This is a genomic window from Vibrio sp., assembly GCF_984391705.1.
In genome coordinates this window covers 1-23,886 of sequence record NZ_CFHWOM010000007.1, presented here as the reverse complement: position 1 = coordinate 23,886, position 23,886 = coordinate 1, and the positions used below count along the sequence as shown (strand labels likewise).

Below are 23,886 nucleotides of genomic sequence, written 5' to 3'. Positions count from 1 at the left end.
ATGAAGAAAAATAAGTGCATACCCATGGATATGGAGCTTGGTGAAGGTCCTATATGGAATCGCAATCGTCAAAGTTGGTGTTGGCTTGATATACTTAACAGCACTTTATACGAACTTCCTTTTGGTGAGTCTACCCCAGTATCACATCAGCTTCCAATTATGGTTAGCGCGATGGCTACTATTGAAACTAATGGATTGCTGCTTGCTTCTGAGGGCAGTATTGCTACTTACAACTTGGTATCAAAAGAGTTAGATGAAGTCATCAAATTAGATCTGCCAAGTGACATGCGCACGAATGATGGTGGCATGGGGTTCGATGGACGATTTTGGTTTAGTACGATGCAAAAATCGCCTTCTGAAGCTAAAGGCTCGATTTATTCCGTATCCCCTAATTTTTCTGTAAAAAAACATATTGACGGAATTGTTATTCCTAACACGATGGTTTGGAATAAAAAAATGAGTGGCTTAATGCTAAGCGATTCTTTTCATCAACGGACATACCTATATCCCTATGAAGACGATCAGTTTAAATCTGAAGAACTCAGTAACCCATTCATCGATCTAAAACAGACGAGTTCTACTCCAGATGGAGGCGCGTTGGATTGTAACGGAAATATGTGGGTGGCTTTATGGGGTGGGCATAAAGTAATATGTGTGGATCCATTAGGGAAAATTACCGATGAGATTGATCTACCAGTCCCTCAACCAAGTAGTTGTTGTTTTGGGGGGGAGAATCATCGCCATTTGTTCATTACATCAGCTAAAGAAGGTCTTACAAAAGCGGAATTAGACCAATATCCATTGTCGGGTAGTGTATTTATCGTTGAGCTTGATGTGGAAGGGATTGCTATTCCAGGATTTTTGCCGGAGAAAACATGCTAGCAAGTGTTGTTATTAGAACCTTAAATGAAGAAAGGTATTTAACGGAGTTATTAACTTCTATAAGTAAACAAAAGTGTGAACTTGTTGATTTAGAAATCGTTGTCATTGATTCTGGCTCAACAGATAAAACGCTAGATATTGCCAACCAATTTGGTGCAAGAATTACTTACATCAAGAAAGAAGAATTCACGTTTGGTCGCTCACTCAATATGGGGTGTGAGTTCGCAAGAGGTGATTACTTGGTGTTTGTAAGTGGGCATTGTATCCCTTCATCAGAGCACTGGCTTGATGAACTTTGTAGGCCTTTGGTTGAGAAAAAAGCTCAATATACTTATGGTCGACAAATTGGTCGCGATACGACAAAGTTTTCAGAGCAGTGCCATTTTAATAAATGGTTTCCAGAGTACAATAAAATCCCTCAAGAGGGGTACTTTTGCAACAACGCCAATGCAGCAGTTACTCGAGAAACGTGGCTTAAATATAAGTTTTGTGAAAAACTCACTGGCTTGGAAGATATGCACCTTGCAAAGCAATTGGTTGAAGACAATGGAAAGGTTGCTTATGTAGCAGAAGCTCCAGTTTTTCACATACATGATGAGACATGGAAGCAAGTTAAAACTCGTTATGAACGCGAAGCATATGCATTAAAAGAAATTATGCCTGATGTTCATTTTTCTTTAAGTGATTTTCTTCGCTATTACCTTTCAGGTGTACTGAGCGATAGTGCTACTGCAATCCGAGAAAAATCTTTTTCCCGTAATATTAAGGACATTATTTTGTTTCGCTTTAATCATTATTGGGGGACATATGTCGGAAACCATGAAGTTCGGAAAATATCTAAACAGAAAAAGCTAAATTATTTTTATCCAAAAGACTTAGAAAAAGGTAAGTATAATGAACAAACCAAAAGTAGTAGCTTTACTACCAATGAAAGCAAATAGCTCTCGAGTACCAGGTAAAAACTTTAAAGATTTTTGCGGTAAGCCATTGTTTCGATGGATATTGGACAGTTTATTAGCAGTTGAAGAAATTGATCAGGTTATTATTAACACAGATGCGCGAGAAATTCTTGCGGAAAATGGTTTAGTTGATACTGATAGAATTGTTATCCGCGATAGAAAGAAGGAAATTTGTGGCGATGATGTATCTATGAATATTGTGCTAGCTGATGATGTTGCGAATGTTGATGCAGACATTTATATGATGACACATACCACTAATCCATTGTTATCGTCTTCTACTATTCGTAAAGCAATTACACAATATAAAGAAGCTCTTTCTTCAAATAAAGCCGACTCTTTATTCACGGTTAACAAAATTCAAACGCGCTTCTATACAGAATCTTGTGAACCAATTAATCATGATCCTGACAACCTAATTCCTACACAAGACCTGGAACCTTGGTTTGAAGAGAATTCAAACTTATATTTATTTAATCGTGATAGTTTCAGCTCTACAAATGCTCGGATTGGTAGCAAGCCCACTATGATGGTTTCCCCTGCACTAGAATGTTCTGACATTGATACCCCAGACGATTGGGATCGTGCTGTAGTGATGACTCACTACATGCTAGACAAAGGCTTAGTTCAAGCATAAGGATTAGATCATGAAAAAAGTACTTGTAACGTGCCCACCAATGTTGGGCATGTTTGATGAGTTTGTTGAGCCAGCTAAAGCGTTAGGTATTGAATTAATTGCTGCCAAAACAACGCAGGTATTATCTGAAGAAGAGCTGATGAGCTTATTGCCTAGTTATGACGGATGGATCATTGGCGACGATCCAGCGACAGAGCAAGTGTTCAGGGCTGGAAAATCAGGCCAACTGAAAGCGGCGGTTAAATGGGGGATTGGTGTTGATAACGTTGATTTCTCTGCTTGTGAAAAGCTAGGTATTCCAATTATTAATACACCAAATATGTTTGGTGGAGAAGTCGCAGATGTTGGTATGTCATTAATGCTTGCATTAGCCAGACAAACCCATTTTATTGATCGCGAAATTCGTCAAAACAATGCATGGCCAAAGCCAGCTGGTATGAGTGTGTCAGGCAAACATATTGGTGTTGTTGGTTTTGGTGATATTGGAGAGAGCTTCGTTAAGCGGTTGTCGGGGTTTGATGTTACTGCAACGGTCTATGATCCTGGCGTTGAAGGCAATAAGGGATATGATTTTGTAGAACGACAGCCTTATCCTCAAGGCATCGAGAAGTGTGACGTCTTGGTGTTTACATGCGCGCTAAACCAACATAATAGGCACATGCTAAATGGTGATGTAATTGCAGCTATGAAGCCGGGCTCTATGGTTGTGAATGTTGCCCGTGGCCCATTAATTGATGAAGCTGCGTTAATCTCAGCGTTACAAAGCGGTCATCTCTATGCTGCAGGCTTAGACGTGTTTGAAGAGGAACCATTACCATCGTCATCACCGCTGCGTGATATGCCTCAGTGTATTTTTGGATCACATAATGGTTCCAATACTAAAGAAGGTGTACGTAGAGCGACCTATAAAGCATTAGAGGAGATTGCCAATTTTTTAAAGGCTTAATTTAATAATGAATATAAATAATAAGAAATGGGCGCTAGTTACTGGCGCTCTTGGTGGTATAGGGCACGCTTTAGTCGAGGAGTATTCTCGTGCTGGGTATAGTGTTCTTGCCACAGACGTTAAAGAAGCTAGCGATAGCTTTGTTGGTTTAGGTAATGTTCATTTTCTACAGTTGGACTTGGAAAAAATCGCTCAGAGTGAAGAGTTTTCACAGAGGTTCTATAACCAAGTCCAAGCCGTGACCAATCGAGAATCAATTTCAACGCTGATTAATAACGCGGCCATGCAAATATTGTCTCCATCGAGGAATATCTCTCGGGAGCAATGGCAGGCAAGCTTTAATGTGAATTTGACGGCACCGTTTTTCCTATCTCAGTTGTTCCTAAATGATCTTGAAAAAACGCATGGCTCAATTGTGAATATTAGTAGCATTCATGCAACACAGACCAAGAAAGAGTTTGTGGCCTATGCAACAACGAAAGCCGCATTAAGCTCCATGACGCGCAACATGGTGCTCGATCTAGGCAATAAAGTCCGCATCAATGCGATAGAGCCTGCTGCAATAGCAACTGAAATGTTGAAAGCAGGTTTTGAGGGTAAGGAAGACAAGTACCGTCAGCTAGAGGCTTTTCACCCGATTGGCCGAGTAGGTACACCAGAAGAGGTCGCTAAATTGGCCGTTTTCCTATCTTCAGATGACGCTGGGTTTGTTCAAGGGGCTTGTATTAGTGTAAGTGGTGGAATTAGCGGATGTTTGAGTGATCCGGATTAGTGATATGTTAGATAATAAAAAATTAACGATAAACTCTTTAGTTAGAGCTGGTGAGTATAATAAAGCCATAGCAATGATTGATGAGAAAATTTCTCATGTAGATGCCTCACTACAGCCGGCTTTTTATGAATCATTAGTTTTTTTAAAAAAGTTATGCTTGAAAAAAATTAGTGAAGGCTTAGTTATATCCAAGGTGAATAATAAAAACAATATTATTTTGTTAATTAATCCTTCACATGCACATGATCATGAGTGTTCATTTTGGACAGAGTTTGTAGTTACGGCTAGGGCTGAAGGTTTTGAAGTTGTAGACTTAAATTATAGGAAAGTCGAACCATTTAGTGGAAATGTTACTTTAGTTAATCCTGCTAGATGCCGCGATTTAGCGAATAAGTACAAAAATTATAGTAATGAAAGCCTTCCTTCTTGGTGTAATGAAACAATGATAAATGTTTATGAAGACTGGGAGCACAGACGGTGGGAAATTAAAAAGTATGATCCTAATGTCAAGAAAGGAGTAGCATCAGTTGCTTGCTATATTGAGGATGTTATAAATCAGCTAAACCCGTGCGCGATTATTACTTCCAACAAAATTGATTGGCCTAATCAATGTGGTTACTTGGCGGCAAAAGATAAAGGTATCCCTTACTTTTTCTTCGAGCGCTCACCTCTAGATTCTCATTTGATTGAAAGTGAGGGGATGTTTTCTGAGTCTGATAGAATTAATTCTTTATTTGAAACTTTAGATTGTAACATTGAAAAATTGGTAGATGCTAACTCTCTAATCAGTTCATTAAATAGTAATCCATATGGTTTCCGAGCTGATGAAGCAACAAGAAGTAGTTTTGACGATTGCGTGCCTGGTAAAAAGCTGTTCTTTTTACCATTGGATAATATATTATGGACAGCGTGGGGGATTAAAAATCATAAACAAGGTTATATCGACTACCCTATTTTCAAAGATCCAATTGATGCTTTAACTAAAATAAATAATGAAGTTAAAAATCTAGGTGGATATCTTGTAGTAAAACCTCATCCAAGCTGCAAAGAGTTTAAGGCAATCTCTGAACAGCTATCTGATATTTGTTTTTCTGAAGCTGACTTATCTATACTACTTGACCATTCTGATGTAGTAGTTACTTTTCTCACTAAAGTGTCATATGTTGCTATGGCAAAGAAAAAGCCTGTAGTATCTTTTGGATCCGGTTTGCTCGATGGGCTAGGTATAACATATGAAGTAAATCACCCTGAAGCATTAGGAAGGGTGTTGTCAGATGCTCTGTCGGAAAATAACTTTGATGAAAAGTACAATCGCTTTAAATTTTTCTTACCTCATCTTAATGCGTTTTTCCATGAAACAGGCCGCGATGGATTTTATCATATGTATGGTAAATTTGGTAATGGAAAACAAATCGATACAGAAGGTGTTCAAAAGCTTTTAATTAAAACGAAGCTTCATGACAAAGTTAATGAAACAAATGGTAAGGACATTAATTTTAGTAACAAACCTGCACTCATTTTTGATGTATCTAGATTGACTAATGGAAGGTTGAAATATAGTGGCGTAACTAGATATACTAATGCTCTATTAGAAGAGGTTATACTAGAAGGTAGTTATGATGTTTACTTTGGAGCATTTTTTGCCAATAATGATTTTGGTAAGTCTGCTAGTATAATTCAAGATATAGAGGAAAAGTTTGGTAAGAAAGTTTATCCAATGAAAGAGTTAGTAAAAACTTTCGAAGACAATAAGTATAAATATATTTTGCATACTCCTATCAATCCGGAAATATTGGATCTTGAAACTAAATACGCTAAAAAAGTGATCACTGTACATGACATACTGCACTTGACAGAGAAACACTATAGCGGGTTCAATTCAATAACTGAAAGAATTGTTAATAGTATACTTGATAAGAAACCATCTGTTATCTTTGTTTCCGATTATTCTAGTAATGAATTTACTAGATATACAAATTCCTCTTTGCGTCATTATTGCACGACTCATTTAGGTGTTGATAAGCTCTATCAACCTACTTTCTCCCCAATAAAGGAGGCAGAGAAAGCTTCGAGTAAAAAAGCAAAAATTGTAATGCCTTTCCAAGCCGACCCAAGGAAAGGGTTTGCAAAAATGCTGAGAGTTTGTAATGACCTTGCAGCTCAAGGCGTTGATGCTGAGTTTGTTTCATATGGTTCAAAGAGCAAGAAATTCATGTACATAGAGGCTATTGATAATGAGGTTGACGCTAGTAATTTACATCTTTTTAAATTTATAGAATCGCCAAGTGACTATGACCTAGCTAGACTTTACACAGACTCTACTCTGTTCCTTTATTTATCTGAGTCAGAAGGGTTTGGTTTACCTCCCCTCGAGGCTATGAGATGTGGTTGCCCTGCAATCCTATTGGACAACACTTCTCTTAGCGAGGTGTACGAAGGGTGGCCTTTGAAATTAGAAAGTTCAAAGCAGGAAAGTGTGACACAAACTATTAATGCCATTCTTTCTGACAATGAAAAGTTGAGAACACTAAGAACCCAAGCAATTGAATTTTCATCTAAATATCATTGGAGAATTACAGCCTCTAAAACTGTGAACTTTTATAATAAGACCTTAGATTTATAAATGCTGTCGTTCGTGATGATACGAGTATTTGATGCTCGTATCATCTCCTAGATGAAAATTCGGAATAGAGAAATAGGCTTATGAAAAAATGTGCACTCATTACAGGTGTCACCGGCCAAGATGGTTCATATCTAGCTGAGCTCCTTTTAAGTAAAGGGTATGAAGTGCATGGTATTAAGCGACGTTCGTCTTCTTTCAATACAGAACGAGTGGATCATATTTATCAAGATCCATATGTAGCTAATCCGAAGTTTATTCTCCATTACGGTGATCTGACTGATGCGTCTAACTTAATTCGATTACTCAAAAAGATTCGACCAGATGAAGTATATAACTTGGGCGCTCAATCACACGTAGCAGTGTCGTTTGAGGCGCCGGAATATACAGCCGATGTAGATGCATTGGGCACGCTGCGTTTGCTTGAAGCCATTCGCTTTTTGGGATTAGAGAAAAAGACCAAGTTTTATCAAGCGTCTACTTCTGAGTTGTACGGTTTAGTACAAGAGATCCCGCAAAAAGAGACCACGCCATTCCATCCATGCTCCCCTTATGCAGTCGCGAAAATGTACGCTTACTGGATTACAGTAAACTACCGTGAAGCTTACGGTATGTACGCATGTAACGGTATTCTGTTTAACCACGAGTCTCCACGCCGTGGTGAAACATTCGTTACCCGCAAGATCACTCGCGCTATTGCTAATATCGCTCAGGGTTTAGAGCCGTGCTTGTACCTTGGTAACATGGATGCACTACGTGACTGGGGCCATGCTAAAGACTACGTGCGTATGCAGTGGATGATGCTACAGCAAGATCAAGCGGAAGACTTCGTTATTGCGACTGGCAAGCAAATCTCAGTACGTGAGTTTGTTCGTTTATCAGCTAAAGAAGCAGGCATCACCCTAGAATTCTCAGGTGAAGGCGTAGATGAAATTGCGACCGTTGTTGCTATTGAAGGTACAAATGCTCCAGGGGTAAAGGTTGGTGATGTGATTGTTAAAGTTGATCCGCGCTACTTCCGCCCTGCTGAGGTTGAAACGTTATTGGGTGATCCGACTAAAGCAAAAGAAAAGCTTGGCTGGGTACCTGAGATCACTGTAGAAGAGATGTGTTCTGAAATGGTGGCGTATGACCTTAATAAGGCGAAGCAACACGCACTGTTGAAAGAGCATGGCTTTGATGTATCGGTAGCCAAAGAAAACACACCTAATATCAAGATGTAGTTTTATCACCACAGAGCGCAGGGAGATACAAAGAGTTTTTTTACTATTGTTCTAAAGCTTTATGAGATCAGGGCCCTCTGTGGTAATTAGGTTGAAGTGCCATGAATAGGGATGAGTTGACCGAAAAGCTCATAGATTGTGCTATATAGGTACACTGAAAATTGGAGGCCGGTTTGCTAGAGTCGACTTATGAGCAATGCTTACTGTTTGAATTAGCTCAAGCTAGTATTATAGCATTCTCTCAAGTCGGCTGTACGACTCATACCTATTCATCAAGCCCAAGCCCTAAACTACATGAAGCTACTCGGAATGAATAAAGCGCTCTTGATTAATATTAATGGAAAGCGATTAGTGGATGGTATTAAGCACTCAGTAGTGTAAAAGGTTTCTTTCCCAAAAACTTAAAAAGCTCAGTGTCCACTGTGAGCTCTGTGGTGAAATCAATGAAAAAAATATTTGTAGCCGGCCATCGCGGCATGGTCGGTTCGGCGATTGTTCGCCAATTAGAAAAACGTGGTGATGTCAACGTGATCACCAAAGCTCGCTCAGAATTAGACCTAACCAATCAGCAAGCGGTAGCTGATTTTTTTGCATCAGAAGGTATTGATCAAGTCTATTTAGCGGCAGCTAAAGTGGGTGGGATTCATGCCAATAATACTTACCCAGCAGAATTCATTTATGAAAACTTGATGATTGAAAGCAACATCATCAACTCTGCTTACCAAAATGGCGTGAAAAAGCTATTGTTTTTGGGCTCTTCATGTATTTATCCAAAACTGGCTGAGCAGCCAATGCAAGAAACCGCATTACTAACTGGCACATTGGAAGAAACTAACGAGCCGTATGCGATAGCTAAAATTGCAGGTATCAAGCTATGTGAATCTTACAATCGCCAATATGGTGTTGATTACCGCAGTGTGATGCCAACTAACTTATATGGTCCGCATGATAATTTCCACCCAGAGAACTCGCATGTTATCCCTGCATTGTTACGCCGTTTCCATGAAGCGACTCAGCGAGGTGATGCACAGGTGATTGCATGGGGCAGTGGTACGCCAATGCGTGAGTTTTTGCATGTAGATGATATGGCCGCAGCCTCTATCCATGTAATGGAACTAGACAAAGCCATTTATGATCAAAATACTGAGCCTATGCTAAGCCATATTAATGTGGGTACAGGTATTAATTGTACTATTCGAGAGTTGGTTGAAACCGTCGCAAAGGTAACTGGGTTTAAAGGTGACATAACTTGGGATACAACTAAACCAGATGGTGCCCCTCGTAAGTTAATGAATGTTGATCGCTTAGCCGCTTTAGGTTGGCAGTACTCTTACAGCTTAGAAGATGGCTTACAAGATGCTTACCAATGGTTCTTGGATAATCAAGATAACTTCCGTGGTTAGTTAGAAATAGGCTGTGCCATAGAGCTCATTGGGTATTTTAACAGAGAGCTCCTCTCGGAGCTCTCTGTGGTGAATTAATTGGGTAAATAGAAACCATAACTATGTATTTAGACAAGCAGACTTTTACTACAGTAATCGACTCTACCCCTTTGGTGTCGATTGACTTATTAGTTGAAAACTCTCAAGGCCAAGTTCTGTTAGGGCTTAGAAGCAACCGACCGGCCCAGGGGTTTTGGTTTGTACCTGGTGGCCGCATTCGTAAAAATGAAAAGCTAGATGACGCTTTTGAACGATTATGTAAAGAAGAGTTAGGCATTGAGCTCACTCGAAACCAAGCGGAGCATTTGGGCCCTTTCGAACATTTTTACGATGATTTTGTCTTTGGTGAAGAAGTCTCGACCCATTATGTCGTACTTGGATACAAAGTTGTGGTAGATATTGATATCAGTTCTCTGCCACAAAAACAGCATGGTCAATACCGCTGGTTCGAGAAAGATAGTATGCTGCAAGACGATACCGTACATGTTCATAGCAAATGGTATCTCTAGTATCTTGAGTACAATCTGTATCTAGCATCTAAAAAAGGAATAACAATGAAAAGCGCTAGTAAAAATAAAGAGCGTATTTTGTCAGACATCAAACATTTTCAAGCCATGGTGTCTAATGAGGCTGCACAAATAAAACAAGATATCAATCAGCATATTGTTCGTCGAGAGAACGAAGAAACGGCTGTAGAAGCTCTGATTGATCGTGTATCGGAGCAGTTAGCCAAACTGAATGCTCGTATGCAGATTGTAGAAACCGTGCTTACTTCAGAGCTACATATTCAGCGTGATGTGGCCGACCAAATGATGAACACTGTTGCTGTAGAAGCACCAAAAGCGAAACCTCTTGAACTGCCGAGCCTTCCTAAGCAGGTTATTCTCAATACTCAATCGTTTGCCAGTAACGCCAATATGGGGGATGCAGAATTGACCGACACTGGCCTAAGCTACCGCTGGACAATGTCAGATAAGGTCACTCGATTTAGCGCGTTAGTTTCTCGCGCTCAAAAAATGCAGGTGAAAGTACGTTTAGTCAGTGCCATTCAAGATGAAATAAAGCCACAAATTCAGTTATTGGTTGATGGTAACTCAGTACCAACTCGAATTATGTTTGATGGAACGCTCGATTGTCTCATCGCGGATCTGCCTAAATCAGAGGGCAAAGTAGATGAAACTCTATTAGCAATTCAACTGCCTAACACATACTCGCCTAAAGAGTTAGGTGTCTCTGGAGATGAGCGTAAACTAGGGATCGCTATTAATACGATTGAATTTAGTGAACCCCAGAAAAAGCGCCGTCGTTTCTTCTCTCGTCGCTAATGTTTGAGTAGGTATTAGTTTGAGCGATTATTCAACGTTGTCCTCCCAGCTTAAGCTTGTCTTGCAGTCAGTTTCACCAAAGCGCTTAAAAACGCTTCTGAGGCTTATAAAAAATGAACCTCTCAGTGATGTGGCCCGTCAAGTCCGCGAGTATTTCTCAGTTCAAAAACAGTTAAAGCAGTACTTTGATTCGTCTAGCTCTGTATCGCCTCAACAATACTTTGTTGATAAAGACAATCAAGTGGTCACATTTCCGATCATTGCACCACAATTTGAACAGGTATCTGTATCCATTATTGTGCCTGTTTATAACCAATGGCAGTACACGGCTCAGTGTTTAACTTCAATCATTAAAAGCGTACAAAATGTTAGCTACGAGATCATTCTAGCGGATGACTGCTCGAATGATGAAACATCGCAAGCTGCCGATTACCTTGAGAATATTCAAATTGTTCGCCCGGAACAGAACCAAGGTTTCTTGTTAAATTGTAACCATGCAGCGCAGTATGCGAAAGGAGACTATATCGTTTTGCTTAATAACGATACGGTGGTGCATGAAGGGTGGTTAGAGGCATTAGTCTCTGTTGCCGAGCAGGATAAAAACGTTGCATTGGTGGGTTCTAAGCTAGTTTACCCTGATGGTACCCTACAAGAGGCGGGAGGCATTGTCTGGCGTGACGGTTCGGCTTGGAACTATGGCAATGGTGATAATCCAGCTAAGCCAGAATACAACTACCTAAAGCAAGTTGACTACATTTCTGGTGCAAGCATTTTAATTCGTAAAATATGTTGGCAAGAGTTAGGTGGATTTGATACCCGTTATATTCCAGCTTACTACGAAGATACAGATTTAGCCTTTGAGCTTGCACATAAAGGCTATAAAGTCATTTATCAGCCTAAGTCAGTTGTGACACACTTTGAAGGTAAGAGTCATGGTACGAGTACAACAACTGGCTTGAAAGCTTATCAACGGGTTAACGAAAAGAAATTTCGTCAAAAGTGGCAGGACAAGCTAACGGCTTCTCATATGCCGAACGGTCAGGGTGTCTTTTTGTCTCGAGATAAAAGCCTTGATAAAAGAACCATTCTGATTATTGATCACTATGTTCCATGGTTTGATCAAGATGCCGGCTCTCGTTCTACTTTTATGTATGTACAGTTCTTTGTTGAACAGGGCTATAACGTTAAGTTTGTTGGTGATAACTTCTACCCTCATCAACCTTATACTGAAGTGCTTGAGCAAATGGGGGTTGAAGTGCTTTATGGCAACAATTATGCAAATAATTGGCAAGGTTGGTATTTAGCTAACCATTCATCTATTGATGTGGTCTATCTTCACCGTCCTCATATTGCACCTAAATATCTCGATTTTATTAAGCAGCACAGCTCAGCGAAGGTCATTTATCAATGTCACGACTTGCACCATTGGCGTATGGGCCGTTTTGCTGAACTCAATCAATGTGAAGAAACGAAACGCTCTGCAAGTGAATGGAAAGAGAAAGAGCTCGCTATCTTTGACCAAGTGGATGTTGGCTTGACGTTTTCTCATGATGAAAAGTCTTATCTACAACAGCAACAGATAGGCTGCCAAGTAGAACAAGTTCCCCTATTCTTGTATCCGCGAACTTATCAATATTCGGAACAAAACTCTTTCGAACAACGCCAAGACTTTATGTTTGTGGGTGGCTTTAATCATGCGCCAAATAAAGAAGGCGTACTGTGGTTCTTGAAAGAGGTGTGGCCACATGTGCAGTCTCAATCTCCAAACACCAAGTTTCACATCGTTGGTAGTAAAATGCCAGATTCGATTAAAGCGTTTGAGTCAGAGAATGTTGTTATTCATGGTTTTGTTTCTGATCAAGAGCTAGAGAAACTATATCAGCAAGTACGTGTAAACGTATTACCATTATTGCACGGTGCAGGGGTCAAAGGGAAATTGGTGGAGTCGTTCTATTTTGGAACGCCAGTCGTATCTACTAGTATTGGTCTTGAAGGAGTAAATGCACAAGATCATGGATTAGAAGGGTACAATTGTCCCCATGCTTTTGCAGAGCAGTTGCTTAAACTATTAAGTAGCGATACCGATTGGTTAGCGCAGAAGCAGCAACAGCAAGTGCTGTTTAATCGAGCGTTCCGTACCTCAGAAGTGTCCGCACATCTATTAAATGTATTCTGATTAAATTAAGAGAGTTTTTGTGAGTCAGGTTTTTATTTTTTCTGCATGTTGGAGAACTGGTAGTACACTAGTTCAGCGATTTCTCAATACTTCGGATGAACTCTTGATTTGGGGCGAGCCCAACTTTTTATTGCCATTTCATACCGCCTTTAATAAATCACTCAACCACTTTAAATCGGTTGAGTGGCAGCAAGAGCATGTGAAAAAAGAAGGGTTTCAAAGAGCATGGAGCCCTGTGCTGAACCCAGAAGTCGATAGTTTAATTCAAGGCTATCGTGCATTCTTTGAAACAACCTATGCCAGTGAGTTGATCAAGTTTGGTAAGAGACGCTGGGGGTTTAAGGAAGTTCGTCAAAATGCTTATCAGCATGCAGAAATGATGAAACAGTTGTTTCCCGACTGTAAGATTATCTTTCACTACCGTAATCCTTACGATGTCTATGAGTCGTTGTTAGGCACAGATTTCCATAAAAACTTCGCAGGACCCTTTCAGCCAATTCGCTTTTGGGCCAATAATATGAAAGATTTTTTAGATGCCGAAAAAGTTAAAAAGCTGGATGCATTAGTGCTTGCACATGAAGATTTCGTTAACCCTGAAACGAGTCAGATTAAAATGCAGCAAGTATGCGACTTCGTATCGACACCTTTAACGCCAACGATGATAAATACTGTACAACATAAAGTTGGTGGTACATCGGTTCAAAAGGGATTAGATGCACCTACCTTGGCGAGAATGAATAAAGTCTTACTTGAAGAGCTTGGCCAAGAGGGGCTTGAGAAAGTAATGGCGTTGTTTGGTGGTTTAAAATCGTGAACATTGAGCAATACGCTCTGGTTCAGAAAGGGCGTTTACTCTCACAAGAGATGTTCCCTAAAGAGCCATTCTCAGAGGCTGAACGCTTAAGCAACCTGCTTACCAATAAAATTCGAAGCCGAGAACCTTTCTCCATGGTTCGATTTGGTGATGGAGAGGGGCGTATACTTGCTTACCCACAGCTATTTAATGACAACGTATTACTTAGTGAAGTATTGGCGTATCAGTTTGGACGTAAGGTTGTACCTGCACTAAAAGCGGAATTTGGGAAGCAGTGGTTAGCGAGTTCTGTAAGCTGCCTCTCTGGCTTTTTACATACGGCACTAGATTCTGCCGATGTGTTGGGTGTTCCTAGTCATCTTCATTTTCGTAAGCCCCTATCACGACAAAACATACACCCAAGAGTAGCTAACTCCCGAGTTCTTCAAGTGGTGGATAACTTAAAAAAACAAGAATGCCAGTTATTTGATTTGTTTATTTTTAAGGCGATGCATAAGCAAGGTTTACTGCAGCCCATGCTAAGTGGTTTAGATTTTTTGGGAGTTGTGTCCCATACAAACAATACAGACCAACTTAAACAAGCATTTAACTTAAAGCAGTGTCATCACATTGAAATACCTGGTCATCAAAGCTTTATGAAGTCTGATAAGCTTCATTTTCCTCATGAATACAAACGGGTGCTTACATCGATATCTGTCCCTTATCGTGGAGCTGTTTACATTGTTGCTGGCGGCTATTTGGGTAAATTATATTGCCATGAAATAAAGTCTCAAGGTGGCATTGCGTTGGATATTGGTTCCGTGTTTGACAGCTGGACTGGGCTTGGTAGAAAAGACGCTGTGGTAGATGAGTCAATGAGACTAAATGTGGTTAGCTAAACTAAACTTAACTAGGGATGATAAATGATTAAGAAACGATTCCTTCTTGCCGCGATTACAATTATTCCGAAGCGCATACAGAAAAAAGCTCTAGTGAAAGCTCTTTCTTTTGTTCTGCCCGACACTTCAATATTAAATGGAGTGAAGGGGTTAACACTCAATATTCCTGATCTCAATAAAAGTTGGACTTTTGGCGTAAGTGAAGATGGCTTTAACTCAGCTGTTTCTTCAAGTCTACAAGGTGAACTGGTAGAGCTAACTGCAGACTCTCAAACGTTATTCAAGTGCCAACGTAGGAGCCGTTTGGTTACATCACTGGCAGATGGTTGCTTGGCTATTAGTGCAAGCAATGAGAAAAAACAGCAAATGCTTACCCTCTTAACTTCTATCGAGCAGCATCAGTTAGATGCTTTGGTTAATCGATGTTATTCATTTCTGCATATCAAGCCGCAGCCTTACTTAGATGTAAACACGGTGACTATAGAGGATGTAGAGCATGATGAAGATATTGATTACTTAAGAGATGAAGCTATTAAGCTAGAAGATATTGATCTTAAGTTGGCTTTAAAGGTGATGCGCGTTGCACAGCAAGCTCGTCCTAAAGGTCCTCTAATTAATTCGAAGGTAGCTCAGTATGAGCAGCAACTCGAAGGTTTATCTTGTGAAGCGAAACAATGATCAAATTAGATCGCTTGACTAAGTACTACCCTTCGGGACTTGGGAATCAATATATATTCCAAGATATATCTTTCACCTTTCCTGAAGGGCGCAATGTCGCTTTGCTCGGTTCAAACGGGGCTGGTAAATCGACACTTTTCCGTATATTGGCGGGTAGTGAGTACCCAAATAAAGGAAAAGTAGTCACAGACAAGGCGCTTTCTTGGCCGGTTGCTCTTGCTACAGGTATTCACCCTCAAATGACAGGGCGTGAGAATACCCGCTTTATTGGTCGAGTGAATGGCGTTGCCAACTTAGACGAGTATGAGGAAAAGGTTAAGGCGTTTGCAGAACTTGGCGTTAAGTATGATCTTCCGGTAAAAAATTACTCGAGTGGTATGCGATCTCGCTTAGCATTTGGTTGTTGTGTTGCTATCGATTTTGACGTTTATCTGATTGATGAAGCGACTTCAGTAGGAGATCAAAAGTTTAGGCAAAAGGCCAAAAATGCCTTGTTGGAGAAGAGTAAAACCGCTAGCGTAATCATGGTTAGTCATGACACGAAAGAGATTCGCCAGTTTTGTGATAGTGCAGTTATCTTACACAAAGGTGAGCTGACGTTTTACGATGATCTAGAAGATGCTTTGACTATATATGAGAAGCTTTAGTGGAAAGTTACCAAGATAGCCTCTTTACCTCAACTTTGAACTTTGAACTTTGAACTTTGAACCCTCCTACATTGTACTCGCTTTGTTCGTGCTTACGATAGCGGGTCTGATTAAGTTCCAATCCAAACCTGAAAGAGTGTTTGGTGTTTTATTGTTAGTACTATTTGCTTGTGGCTTTGTTACTAATGAGCAAGTCGTCGCGAGTTTTGCTAATACCGGGGTTCTAACACTTATATTGTTGATGGTGTGCTCACTTGCACTGGAAAAAACTAAGATATTACGCCAAATTGCCAATTATGTGATTCGTCCTAGCTATCTCCATTCTTGGCTAAATTTATTTACCTTTAGTGCGCTTTCTTCCTCGGTACTTAATAATACCGCTGTCGTTTCTGCCATGTTGGCCCCGATACGCTCAAACCTTTACCATGCACCTAGCCGATTGCTTATGCCTCTGTCTTATGCAGCCATTCTAGGCGGTACATTAACGCTTGTTGGCACATCAACGAACCTTATTGTGAACTCAATGGTGGTAGAGTCTGGCTTGCCAGCATTGGGCTTTTTTGACTTTACTTTTATCGGCTCATTTTTAGTCGTGGGGTGTGGTTCTACTCTGTTCATTATAAGCCGTTGGTTGCCTAATCGAGTTGAGCATACCAAAGCAATTGCCGACTACTTTATTGATACTAAAGTAATGGCGGATTCTTCCTTGATCGGTCGCTCTATTGAAGATAATGGACTGAGGAACTTAGAAGCACTATTTCTTGTTGAATTACAAAGGGGGGGGCATCTCATCTCGCCTGTCTCTCCATCCCAAGTCTTACAACAAGGTGATAGGTTGCTTTTTAGTGGCGACATAAAAAAAGTCACCTTGCTCAATCAATTCTCGGGGCTAGAGTTTTTTGCTAACCAAAATGGCTTACCGCTGGATAACCTTTCTGAAGTGATTGTCCGACCTGAAAGTGTTTTGGTAGGTAAAACTCTAAAACGTGCGGGTTTCCGTGCGTTGTTTGACGCGGCAGTGGTTGCTATTAAGCGTGATGGGGAGAGACTTTCGGGTAAGTTAGGCGATGTAGCCTTAAAACCGGGTGATTACTTAGTGTTGGCAGTAGGTGAAGACTTTAAATCTCGACACAATTTAAATAAGAACTTCTTTTTTGTGAGTGGTGTCGAAACCGAACGCACTCTCACTCCAAACAAAGAGTGGTTGGCTGTGTTAGGTTTTGTTACCTCTATTGCGTTGTCTGCTTTGGGTTTAGTTCCACTTTTTAAGAGTTTGTTACTGTTTTTAGGTGTATTACTTTTAACCAATACGTTAAAACCTAATGAGATTTTACAGCGTTTGCCAACTCAGATTTGGCTTATCATCTCATCAGCTTTGTTGTTGTCGTATGCATTAACAAATACTCATGCTACAGAGTTGTTAGATTCGGTGATAGTTCATCACCAACATAGCTTTACTCCTTTGTTGGGGTTGTGTTTGGTTTACCTAGTTACTTGGTGGTTGACGGAGCTCGTCACTAATAATGCGGCGGCAGCTCTGGTGTTCCCTATTGCGATAGGGTTGGCGAGTAGTCTTGGCGTCGATCCAACCGGATTTATTATGGCAGTAGCTTTTGGTGCTAGTGCTAGCTTTGTTAGTCCTTATGGTTATCAAACCAACTTGATGGTTTATAATGCAGGACAATATCGTTTAGCTGATTTTATTAAGTTCGGTTTACCTGTGAGCCTTGTTTTTGGAGTGATTACAGTTAGTAGCATTGCTCTTATCTATGGATACTCTTAATAGATATAGGCATGGAATACTTAGCAAGCCAAACTCTTTGGCCCTAGCGCTTTTCAATCAATGGAATAATTTTGAATGAAGATATCTCAAAAACGTATGACTCACCTGAAACAGTTAGAGGCTGAGTCTATTCATATTATGCGCGAAGTTGCCGCTGAGTTTGATAACCCGGTTATGCTTTACTCGGTAGGTAAAGATTCTTCCGTCATGCTACATCTTGCTAAAAAGGCTTTTGCACCAGGGATTCCTCCATTCCCATTGATGCATGTTGATACGACATGGAAATTCAAGGAAATGATTGCGTTTCGTGATTACATGGCGAAAAAACTGGGTATGGAGTTGATCGTACACCAAAACCCAGAAGGCTTAGAAATGAATATCAGCCCATTTGTTCATGGCAGTTCAGTGCATACAGATATCATGAAAACTCAAGGCTTAAAGCAAGCATTAGATAAGCATGGTTTCGATGCTGCTTTCGGTGGTGCACGTCGTGATGAGGAAAAATCTCGCGCGAAAGAGCGTGTTTACTCATTCCGAGATGGACACCATCGCTGGGATCCAAAAAATCAGCGTCCAGAGCTTTGGAATGTATACAACGGTAAAGTGAACAAAGGAGAGAGCATTCGTGTCTTCCCTCTCTCAAACTGGACAGAGCTTGATATTTGGCAATATATCTATTTAGAAAGTATCGAAATCCCGAGTCTATACCTATCAGCTAAGCGTCCTGTTGTTGAGCGCGATGGCATGCTAATTATGCTTGATGATGAGCGCATGGAGCTTAAAGAGGGCGAAGTGGTTGAAGAAAAAATGGTTCGCTTCCGTACTCTTGGCTGCTACCCATTAACAGGTGCGGTAGAATCTGAAGCCACAACGCTACCAGAGATCATTCAAGAAATGCTTCTAACGACGACTTCAGAGCGTCAAGGCCGTGCCATTGACCACGATAGCGCAGGTTCGATGGAGAAGAAAAAACGCGAAGGTTATTTCTAATGTCTACTCCCTACGAGCGCAAAGACAACGACTCAGTGAGCAATGATGTGGTGTGGCACAACACGACAGTAACGCATCAAGATAGAGTATCACTGAAAGGTCAAACACCAGCTGTGCTTTGGTTTACTGGATTGAGTGGTTCGGGAAAATCGACAGTTGCAAATGCAGTAGAAAGCAAACTACTTAGCTTGGGTAAACACAGTTACCTGCTTGATGGTGATAATGTTCGTCACGGTCTAAATAAAGACCTTGGATTCAGTGATAAAGATAGAGTTGAAAATATTCGCCGCATTGGTGAGGTGGCCAAGCTGTTTGTTGACTCCGGTACTCTGGTATTGACTGCGTTTATTTCACCGTTTGTTTCTGACCGTGAGCAAGCGCGGGCATTAGTGGCGGAAGGCCAGTTTCTTGAGGTGTTTATCGATACTCCTTTAGAGATCTGTGAGCAACGTGATCCAAAGGGGCTGTACAAGAAAGCCCGTGCTGGTGAGATCAAGAACTTTACTGGCATTGATTCGGCCTACGAAGCGCCACTTAAGGCTGAGATCCATGTGGAAACAGCGAATATGTCTATAGAAGAGTGTGCAGAAGCTGTCGTTTATCAGTTACAACAACTTGGGTATATTTAATAATGCATTACGATGTATTCAACGGGGATGCGGATGGCATTATTGCCTTGCTTCAGTTGCGTAAAGCAGAGCCTAAAACGTCAAAGTTAATTACTGGCGTAAAACGTGATATCAAACTGCTTAAGCAAGTCGCGGCCCAATCAGATGTCAGTGGTGTGACGGTATTAGACATCTCAATGGAGAAAAATACCGATGCTCTTTATGAGTTGATTGAACATGATATTCCGGTTTTTTATTGTGATCACCATCGCACAGGTGAAGTTCCGCAAGCAAATAATTTTACTGCTCTGGTCAACTTAGATGCTCAGATTTGTACTAGTTTGCTTATCAATAAACATCTAGCTGGTCGTTATGCAGAGTGGGCTGTGGCTGGTGCTTACGGTGATAACTTATTTGCTAGCGCAGAGGTCCTGGCGGACCAAGTGGGTTTAAATGCAGAGCAACGAGAATTTCTCAAAGAGCTTGGTACGTTAATTAACTATAACGGTTATGGTGCAACGGTTGAGGATTTACATATCCCGCCGGCGGAGCTTTTTGTTCAGTTAATGCAATATGCCTCGCCGTTTGAACTGATCCAAGATCAGGCGTCACCATACTACTTACTAAAACAAGGTTATGAAGCCGACAGTGCGTACTTAGCGGTATTAAATCCACTAGAGAATAGTGATATCGCGGAAGTCTATGAACTGCCATGCGAAGCGTGGGCAAGGCGAATTAGTGGTGTATTCGGGAATGCATTGGCGAATCAATCTCCAGACAAAGCTCATGCTGTTTTAACGCTTAATCAAAACCAGCAAGATTACACAGTGAGTGTTCGCGCACCACTTAATAATCGTACTGGTGCAGATGAAGTGTGTACGCAATTTGCAACCGGTGGTGGTCGAAAAGCAGCTGCAGGTATTAATCAGTTGCCCACTTCCGCTAAACAAGAATTTATTCAAAAGTTAGAGAGTTTCTACTCTTAAATTAATTTGAGGCGTGAGGCTGAGGAAAAGGACGAACTTTACACCTTGGCTCTTATCGCGTAATGAAAGGATTTTATCATGTCTCATTCATCAGATTTAATTGCTGAGGATATCGAAGCATATCTGAAAATGCATGAAAACAAGGACCTTCTTCGTTTCCTTACTTGTGGTAACGTAGATGATGGTAAATCAACACTGATCGGTCGCCTGCTTTATGATAGCAAGTTGATTTATGAAGATCAGATGGCGGCGATTGAAAAAGATTCGCAAAAGTTTAATACCACTGATGAAGCGTTTGATTTAGCTCTATTAGTTGACGGCCTACAATCTGAACGCGAGCAAGGCATCACGATTGATGTCGCTTATCGTTACTTCTCTACAGGTAAACGTAAGTTCATTATTGCGGATACTCCAGGGCACGAGCAATACACCCGCAATATGGTAACTGGCGCTTCAACGTGTGAGTTGGCGATCGTGATGGTGGATGCGCGTTACGGTATTCAAACTCAAACTCGTCGTCATAGCTATATTTGTTCTTTGTTAGGCATCAAGCACATTATTGTTGCAATTAACAAGATGGACCTAATGGATTACAGCCAAGAGGTATACCAGAAGATCAAAGCAGATTACCGTGAAATGGCGAAGAACTTTAATATCGATGATATTCGTTTTGTGCCAATTTCAGCACTGAAAGGGGACAATGTTGTCACGACAAGTGAAAATATGGATTGGTACCCAGGTGCGACTTTGATGAAGCTGCTTGAAACGGTAAAAATAGACCAAGATAAAAATTTTGAGCAGATGCGCTTCCCTGTACAATATGTAAACCGACCTAACCTTGATTTTCGCGGTTTCTGTGGCACTTTGGCCTCTGGGATTGTACAGCTTGGTGATGAAATTTCAGCATTGCCATCAGGTAAGTCGTCTAAAATTAAGACTATTTACACTCATGATGGCGAGCTAGAAATAGCTTATCCAGGTCAAGCGATTACTATTACACTTGAAGATGAGATCGACGTGTCTCGTGGTGATATGCTTGTCCATTCAGGGCATGAGCCTGCAGTAACGAATAAGCTAGAAAGTCACATTGTGTGGATGGATGAAAATCCACTTCGTACACACAAAGAATACACCTTCAAGTTTGCGACGAAATCATGTGCTGGTCGCATCACTGAAGTAGTTCATAAAGTGGATGTGAATACCTTAGAGAAGCATGCTGAACAGAGTGACTCGTTAGACTTAAACGAAATTGCACTGACTTCTATTACACTGAACGATAAAGTCGCCGTAGATGAGTATCAAACTTTACCGCAAACAGGTGCTTTCATTGTGATTGACCGTTATACAAACGTCACCGTCGGTGCGGGTATGGTTTATGCGGTGGGTGATGCGCACGATCATGTCCGTCATTACTCTCAGTCTGAAATTGAGCTGAATGCATATATTCGCAAGCATTACCCTGAATGGGGTTGTGCGGAAATCTAATGTGAAAAGCGGCACACGGTGCCACTTTTCTATTGGAGTGTATTTGATTTATACCGTACCTTTACTCTTGTATCGAACATTCTTTTTTCAACGGGTTTCAAGTTTCATTATATGGACATGATGTTTACGGCTTTTGTTATCTTTGCCACTTCTTTTATCTCTTTGTCCGTATTACGGCCTTTAGCCATTCGGCTAGATCTCGTTGACGTTCCTAATCAAAGAAAATCACACAATGGTCATATCCCTTTAGTTGGAGGTATATCTACTCTGCTAGGGATTTGGATGCTTGAATTGCTAATGCCTGACTTGCTCATGCATCAGTTAGAGTATACGACTTTCTCGACATTGCTTGTTTTTGTCGGTTTGCTCGATGATAAGCTCGATATAAGTGCAACAAAGCGGCTGATCGTTATTGCAGGAGTTGCGGCTTGGTTAGTATTGGCGGAAGGTATTGCACTTACTGGCTTGGGAAACTTAACTGGGAGTGGCGAAATTACGCTTGGATTATGGTCTTTGCCTTTTACCATTGCTGCAGTAATCGGTTGTGTTACAGCGTTTAATATGATGGATGGTATTGATGGACTGCTTGGAGTACTCGCAGCTGTTGCTATCGCTAGCCTAGGCTGTATGTTTTATCTGTCTGGTCATACTAAGGCGAGTATCTTCTGTGTGTTGTTTATTATCGCAATGCTGCCGTATGTCTGTTTTAACTTAGGTTTAAAAGTTAAGTCTCACCTCAAGGTTTTCATGGGTGATGCAGGCAGTTTTTTGGTGGGCTTTACGATTATCTGGTTACTCGTATTTGCGACTCAAGAAATGACAACTAGCCATCAATCGACACGCTCAATGCAGCCTGTTACCGCTTTGTGGATCGTTGCTATTCCTCTCATGGATATGGCGTTGGTGATGTTAAGGCGGATCGTAAAAGGGCGCTCTCCATTTACAGCAGATAGAACGCATATTCACCATGTGCTCATTGCTTACGGTATACCTTCCAAAATTGTGCTACTTGCAGTAAGTGGAATGGCTCTTCTAGTTGCTTTATTCGGTATTTCTTTAGATATCTATCAAGTCGCTGACTCGACATCTTTCATGCTTTTTTTAGCGCTGTTTGTAGGTTACTGTTGCTTTGTACTCCTCATTCAATTTTTGACTAACAGATTCACTCAAGCTGAAAATTGATTGTATTTCTTTGTCTTATTTTTGAGAGTGCTGTTTATTACGTCTACGCCCCAGCTCTTGGTAACCTATTATTTGAAGGTATGTTGATAGAATAATCAAAAACATGTTCTTTGAGGAGGTAATATGAGCTCACCATTAGTTAACCAAACCCTCCCTCCGTTTGATGAGCTAGTTGAACTAGCGCAGCAAAATCCAGAAGCATTTCGTCAATTTAAGCAAGACATGTGTGAAGAGTTGATTTTGTCAGCGTCCAATGAAATGCAAGATAGGCTTTGGGCGCAGCAAAGTCACATCGACCGCGTGGTTGATAGCTGTAAAAATCCTAACCAAGCTAATGTGTTATTGATGAGAGAGCTCGTCTCTCAGATGATCAAGTTTCAGGACATCATTGACTCTGATGGGAGTGAAAACACTCAAAAAAGTGCAGAGATTATTCCTTTTGATTCGTGGAGGTAGTGGGCGTTAGTTGTGCTCATATTTCCTTTATCCCTGTCTTGCTTTCCTCTATCTCTGAACTCGATCACAAATTTTCTTTCCTTGCCCCTTGGGTTTAGTTAATCCGTCCCTCATATAGTTACCACAAGGCTTTGAAAGCCGTTTATCAAATCAAACATGGAAATTTTCAGGAGAGACACCCGATGAATATTCGTCCATTACACGACCGAGTTATCGTTGAGCGCCAAGAAGTTGAATCTAAGTCAGCTGGTGGCATCGTTCTAACTGGTTCTGCTGCAGAGAAATCGACTCGCGGCGTAGTTCTAGCTGTAGGTAAAGGCCGCATTCTAGAAAGCGGTACAGTGCTACCGTTGGACGTAAAAGTTGGCGACACGGTTATCTTCGCTGAAGGTTACGG

Annotated in this window: 23 protein-coding genes and 1 pseudogene; all 24 read left to right on the top strand. The window is 40.9% G+C overall.

Annotated features, from left to right (window positions below; all coding sequences use genetic code 11):
- A complete protein-coding gene (locus AC4MRV_RS07230; RefSeq protein ID WP_491186760.1) occupies positions 1-882 on the top strand; it encodes an SMP-30/gluconolactonase/LRE family protein in 882 nt (293 codons plus the stop codon).
- A complete protein-coding gene (locus AC4MRV_RS07225) occupies positions 876-1,823 on the top strand; it encodes a glycosyltransferase family 2 protein (RefSeq protein WP_491186759.1) in 948 nt (315 codons plus the stop codon). The genes AC4MRV_RS07230 and AC4MRV_RS07225 overlap by 7 nt, the downstream gene beginning before the upstream one ends.
- Positions 1,777-2,478 carry an acylneuraminate cytidylyltransferase family protein gene (locus AC4MRV_RS07220; protein WP_491186758.1) on the top strand — a complete coding sequence of 234 codons (702 nt, stop codon included), beginning with the start codon at positions 1,777-1,779 and terminating at the stop codon, positions 2,476-2,478. Before AC4MRV_RS07225 ends, AC4MRV_RS07220 begins: the two co-directional genes overlap by 47 nt.
- A gap of 10 nt (positions 2,479-2,488) precedes the next feature.
- Positions 2,489-3,424 (top strand): phosphoglycerate dehydrogenase, encoded by a 936-nt coding sequence (locus AC4MRV_RS07215; RefSeq protein ID WP_491186757.1) that lies wholly within the window; start codon positions 2,489-2,491, stop codon positions 3,422-3,424.
- Positions 3,425-3,431: 7 nt separating this feature from the next.
- Positions 3,432-4,196: an SDR family NAD(P)-dependent oxidoreductase gene (locus AC4MRV_RS07210; protein ID WP_491186756.1), complete on the top strand. Its 765-nt coding sequence runs from the start codon at positions 3,432-3,434 to the stop codon at positions 4,194-4,196.
- Positions 4,197-4,200: 4 nt separating this feature from the next.
- Positions 4,201-6,819 carry a glycosyltransferase gene (locus AC4MRV_RS07205; protein WP_491186755.1) on the top strand — a complete coding sequence of 873 codons (2,619 nt, stop codon included), beginning with the start codon at positions 4,201-4,203 and terminating at the stop codon, positions 6,817-6,819.
- An 80-nt stretch (positions 6,820-6,899) separates the two neighbouring features.
- On the top strand, positions 6,900-8,039 hold the full coding sequence (gene gmd, locus AC4MRV_RS07200) for a GDP-mannose 4,6-dehydratase (RefSeq protein ID WP_491186754.1): 1,140 nt from the start codon (positions 6,900-6,902) through the stop codon (positions 8,037-8,039).
- Positions 8,040-8,291: 252 nt separating this feature from the next.
- Positions 8,292-8,420: pseudogene (locus AC4MRV_RS07195) on the top strand (GxxExxY protein); the annotation flags it as partial.
- A gap of 62 nt (positions 8,421-8,482) precedes the next feature.
- Positions 8,483-9,442: a GDP-L-fucose synthase gene (fcl, locus tag AC4MRV_RS07190; RefSeq protein ID WP_491186753.1), complete on the top strand. Its 960-nt coding sequence runs from the start codon at positions 8,483-8,485 to the stop codon at positions 9,440-9,442.
- A gap of 101 nt (positions 9,443-9,543) precedes the next feature.
- On the top strand, positions 9,544-9,990 hold the full coding sequence (locus AC4MRV_RS07185; RefSeq protein WP_491186752.1) for a GDP-mannose mannosyl hydrolase: 447 nt from the start codon (positions 9,544-9,546) through the stop codon (positions 9,988-9,990).
- Positions 9,991-10,035: 45 nt separating this feature from the next.
- Positions 10,036-10,806 (top strand): hypothetical protein, encoded by a 771-nt coding sequence (locus AC4MRV_RS07180; RefSeq protein ID WP_491186751.1) that lies wholly within the window; start codon positions 10,036-10,038, stop codon positions 10,804-10,806.
- Positions 10,807-10,936: 130 nt separating this feature from the next.
- Complete coding sequence (locus tag AC4MRV_RS07175) at positions 10,937-12,982, top strand: glycosyltransferase (protein WP_491186750.1); 2,046 nt, start codon at positions 10,937-10,939, stop codon at positions 12,980-12,982.
- Positions 12,983-13,001: 19 nt separating this feature from the next.
- Positions 13,002-13,796, top strand: coding sequence for a sulfotransferase (locus AC4MRV_RS07170; protein ID WP_491186749.1), 795 nt, complete (start codon positions 13,002-13,004; stop codon positions 13,794-13,796).
- Complete coding sequence (locus AC4MRV_RS07165) at positions 13,793-14,674, top strand: GT-D fold domain-containing protein (RefSeq protein ID WP_491186748.1); 882 nt, start codon at positions 13,793-13,795, stop codon at positions 14,672-14,674. Before AC4MRV_RS07170 ends, AC4MRV_RS07165 begins: the two co-directional genes overlap by 4 nt.
- A 24-nt stretch (positions 14,675-14,698) precedes the next feature.
- Positions 14,699-15,352 carry a hypothetical protein gene (locus AC4MRV_RS07160; RefSeq protein WP_491186747.1) on the top strand — a complete coding sequence of 218 codons (654 nt, stop codon included), beginning with the start codon at positions 14,699-14,701 and terminating at the stop codon, positions 15,350-15,352.
- Complete coding sequence (locus tag AC4MRV_RS07155; RefSeq protein WP_491186746.1) at positions 15,349-15,999, top strand: ABC transporter ATP-binding protein; 651 nt, start codon at positions 15,349-15,351, stop codon at positions 15,997-15,999. Before AC4MRV_RS07160 ends, AC4MRV_RS07155 begins: the two co-directional genes overlap by 4 nt.
- Before the next feature lie 49 nt (positions 16,000-16,048).
- Entirely contained in the window at positions 16,049-17,782 is a 1,734-nt protein-coding gene (locus AC4MRV_RS07150; protein ID WP_491186745.1) for an SLC13 family permease, read from the top strand.
- An 81-nt stretch (positions 17,783-17,863) separates the two neighbouring features.
- On the top strand, positions 17,864-18,772 hold the full coding sequence (gene cysD, locus AC4MRV_RS07145; protein WP_491186854.1) for a sulfate adenylyltransferase subunit CysD: 909 nt from the start codon (positions 17,864-17,866) through the stop codon (positions 18,770-18,772).
- On the top strand, positions 18,772-19,401 hold the full coding sequence (gene cysC / locus AC4MRV_RS07140) for an adenylyl-sulfate kinase (protein WP_491186744.1): 630 nt from the start codon (positions 18,772-18,774) through the stop codon (positions 19,399-19,401). The genes cysD and cysC overlap by 1 nt, the downstream gene beginning before the upstream one ends.
- 2 nt (positions 19,402-19,403) lie before the next feature.
- Complete coding sequence (locus tag AC4MRV_RS07135) at positions 19,404-20,366, top strand: DHH family phosphoesterase (RefSeq protein ID WP_491186743.1); 963 nt, start codon at positions 19,404-19,406, stop codon at positions 20,364-20,366.
- Between the two features lie 78 nt (positions 20,367-20,444).
- Positions 20,445-21,851 (top strand): sulfate adenylyltransferase subunit CysN, encoded by a 1,407-nt coding sequence (gene cysN, locus AC4MRV_RS07130; protein WP_491186742.1) that lies wholly within the window; start codon positions 20,445-20,447, stop codon positions 21,849-21,851.
- Between the two features lie 111 nt (positions 21,852-21,962).
- The gene (gene wecA, locus AC4MRV_RS07125; RefSeq protein ID WP_491186741.1) at positions 21,963-23,033 is read left to right on the top strand and encodes a UDP-N-acetylglucosamine--undecaprenyl-phosphate N-acetylglucosaminephosphotransferase; all 1,071 of its coding nucleotides are present in this window, start codon (positions 21,963-21,965) and stop codon (positions 23,031-23,033) included.
- Between the two features lie 123 nt (positions 23,034-23,156).
- Complete coding sequence (locus tag AC4MRV_RS07120) at positions 23,157-23,489, top strand: DUF3135 domain-containing protein (protein WP_491186740.1); 333 nt, start codon at positions 23,157-23,159, stop codon at positions 23,487-23,489.
- A 182-nt stretch (positions 23,490-23,671) separates the two neighbouring features.
- A partial coding sequence (locus AC4MRV_RS07115) for a co-chaperone GroES (protein ID WP_491186739.1) occupies positions 23,672-23,886 on the top strand: 215 nt, incomplete at its 3' end.

What these genes read in the sequence shown, in the direction of transcription:
- AC4MRV_RS07230 (WP_491186760.1), top strand. Translation starts at nt 1, where the DNA reads ATGAAGAAAAATAAGTGCATACCCATGGATATGGAGCTTGGTGAAGGT.
- AC4MRV_RS07225 (WP_491186759.1), top strand. Translation starts at nt 876, where the DNA reads ATGCTAGCAAGTGTTGTTATTAGAACCTTAAATGAAGAAAGGTATTTA.
- AC4MRV_RS07220 (WP_491186758.1), top strand. Translation starts at nt 1,777, where the DNA reads ATGAACAAACCAAAAGTAGTAGCTTTACTACCAATGAAAGCAAATAGC.
- AC4MRV_RS07215 (WP_491186757.1), top strand. Translation starts at nt 2,489, where the DNA reads ATGAAAAAAGTACTTGTAACGTGCCCACCAATGTTGGGCATGTTTGAT.
- AC4MRV_RS07210 (WP_491186756.1), top strand. Translation starts at nt 3,432, where the DNA reads ATGAATATAAATAATAAGAAATGGGCGCTAGTTACTGGCGCTCTTGGT.
- AC4MRV_RS07205 (WP_491186755.1), top strand. Translation starts at nt 4,201, where the DNA reads ATGTTAGATAATAAAAAATTAACGATAAACTCTTTAGTTAGAGCTGGT.
- gmd (WP_491186754.1), top strand. Translation starts at nt 6,900, where the DNA reads ATGAAAAAATGTGCACTCATTACAGGTGTCACCGGCCAAGATGGTTCA.
- fcl (WP_491186753.1), top strand. Translation starts at nt 8,483, where the DNA reads ATGAAAAAAATATTTGTAGCCGGCCATCGCGGCATGGTCGGTTCGGCG.
- AC4MRV_RS07185 (WP_491186752.1), top strand. Translation starts at nt 9,544, where the DNA reads ATGTATTTAGACAAGCAGACTTTTACTACAGTAATCGACTCTACCCCT.
- AC4MRV_RS07180 (WP_491186751.1), top strand. Translation starts at nt 10,036, where the DNA reads ATGAAAAGCGCTAGTAAAAATAAAGAGCGTATTTTGTCAGACATCAAA.
- AC4MRV_RS07160 (WP_491186747.1), top strand. Translation starts at nt 14,699, where the DNA reads ATGATTAAGAAACGATTCCTTCTTGCCGCGATTACAATTATTCCGAAG.
- AC4MRV_RS07155 (WP_491186746.1), top strand. Translation starts at nt 15,349, where the DNA reads ATGATCAAATTAGATCGCTTGACTAAGTACTACCCTTCGGGACTTGGG.
- cysC (WP_491186744.1), top strand. Translation starts at nt 18,772, where the DNA reads ATGTCTACTCCCTACGAGCGCAAAGACAACGACTCAGTGAGCAATGAT.
- AC4MRV_RS07135 (WP_491186743.1), top strand. Translation starts at nt 19,404, where the DNA reads ATGCATTACGATGTATTCAACGGGGATGCGGATGGCATTATTGCCTTG.
- cysN (WP_491186742.1), top strand. Translation starts at nt 20,445, where the DNA reads ATGTCTCATTCATCAGATTTAATTGCTGAGGATATCGAAGCATATCTG.
- wecA (WP_491186741.1), top strand. Translation starts at nt 21,963, where the DNA reads ATGGACATGATGTTTACGGCTTTTGTTATCTTTGCCACTTCTTTTATC.
- AC4MRV_RS07120 (WP_491186740.1), top strand. Translation starts at nt 23,157, where the DNA reads ATGAGCTCACCATTAGTTAACCAAACCCTCCCTCCGTTTGATGAGCTA.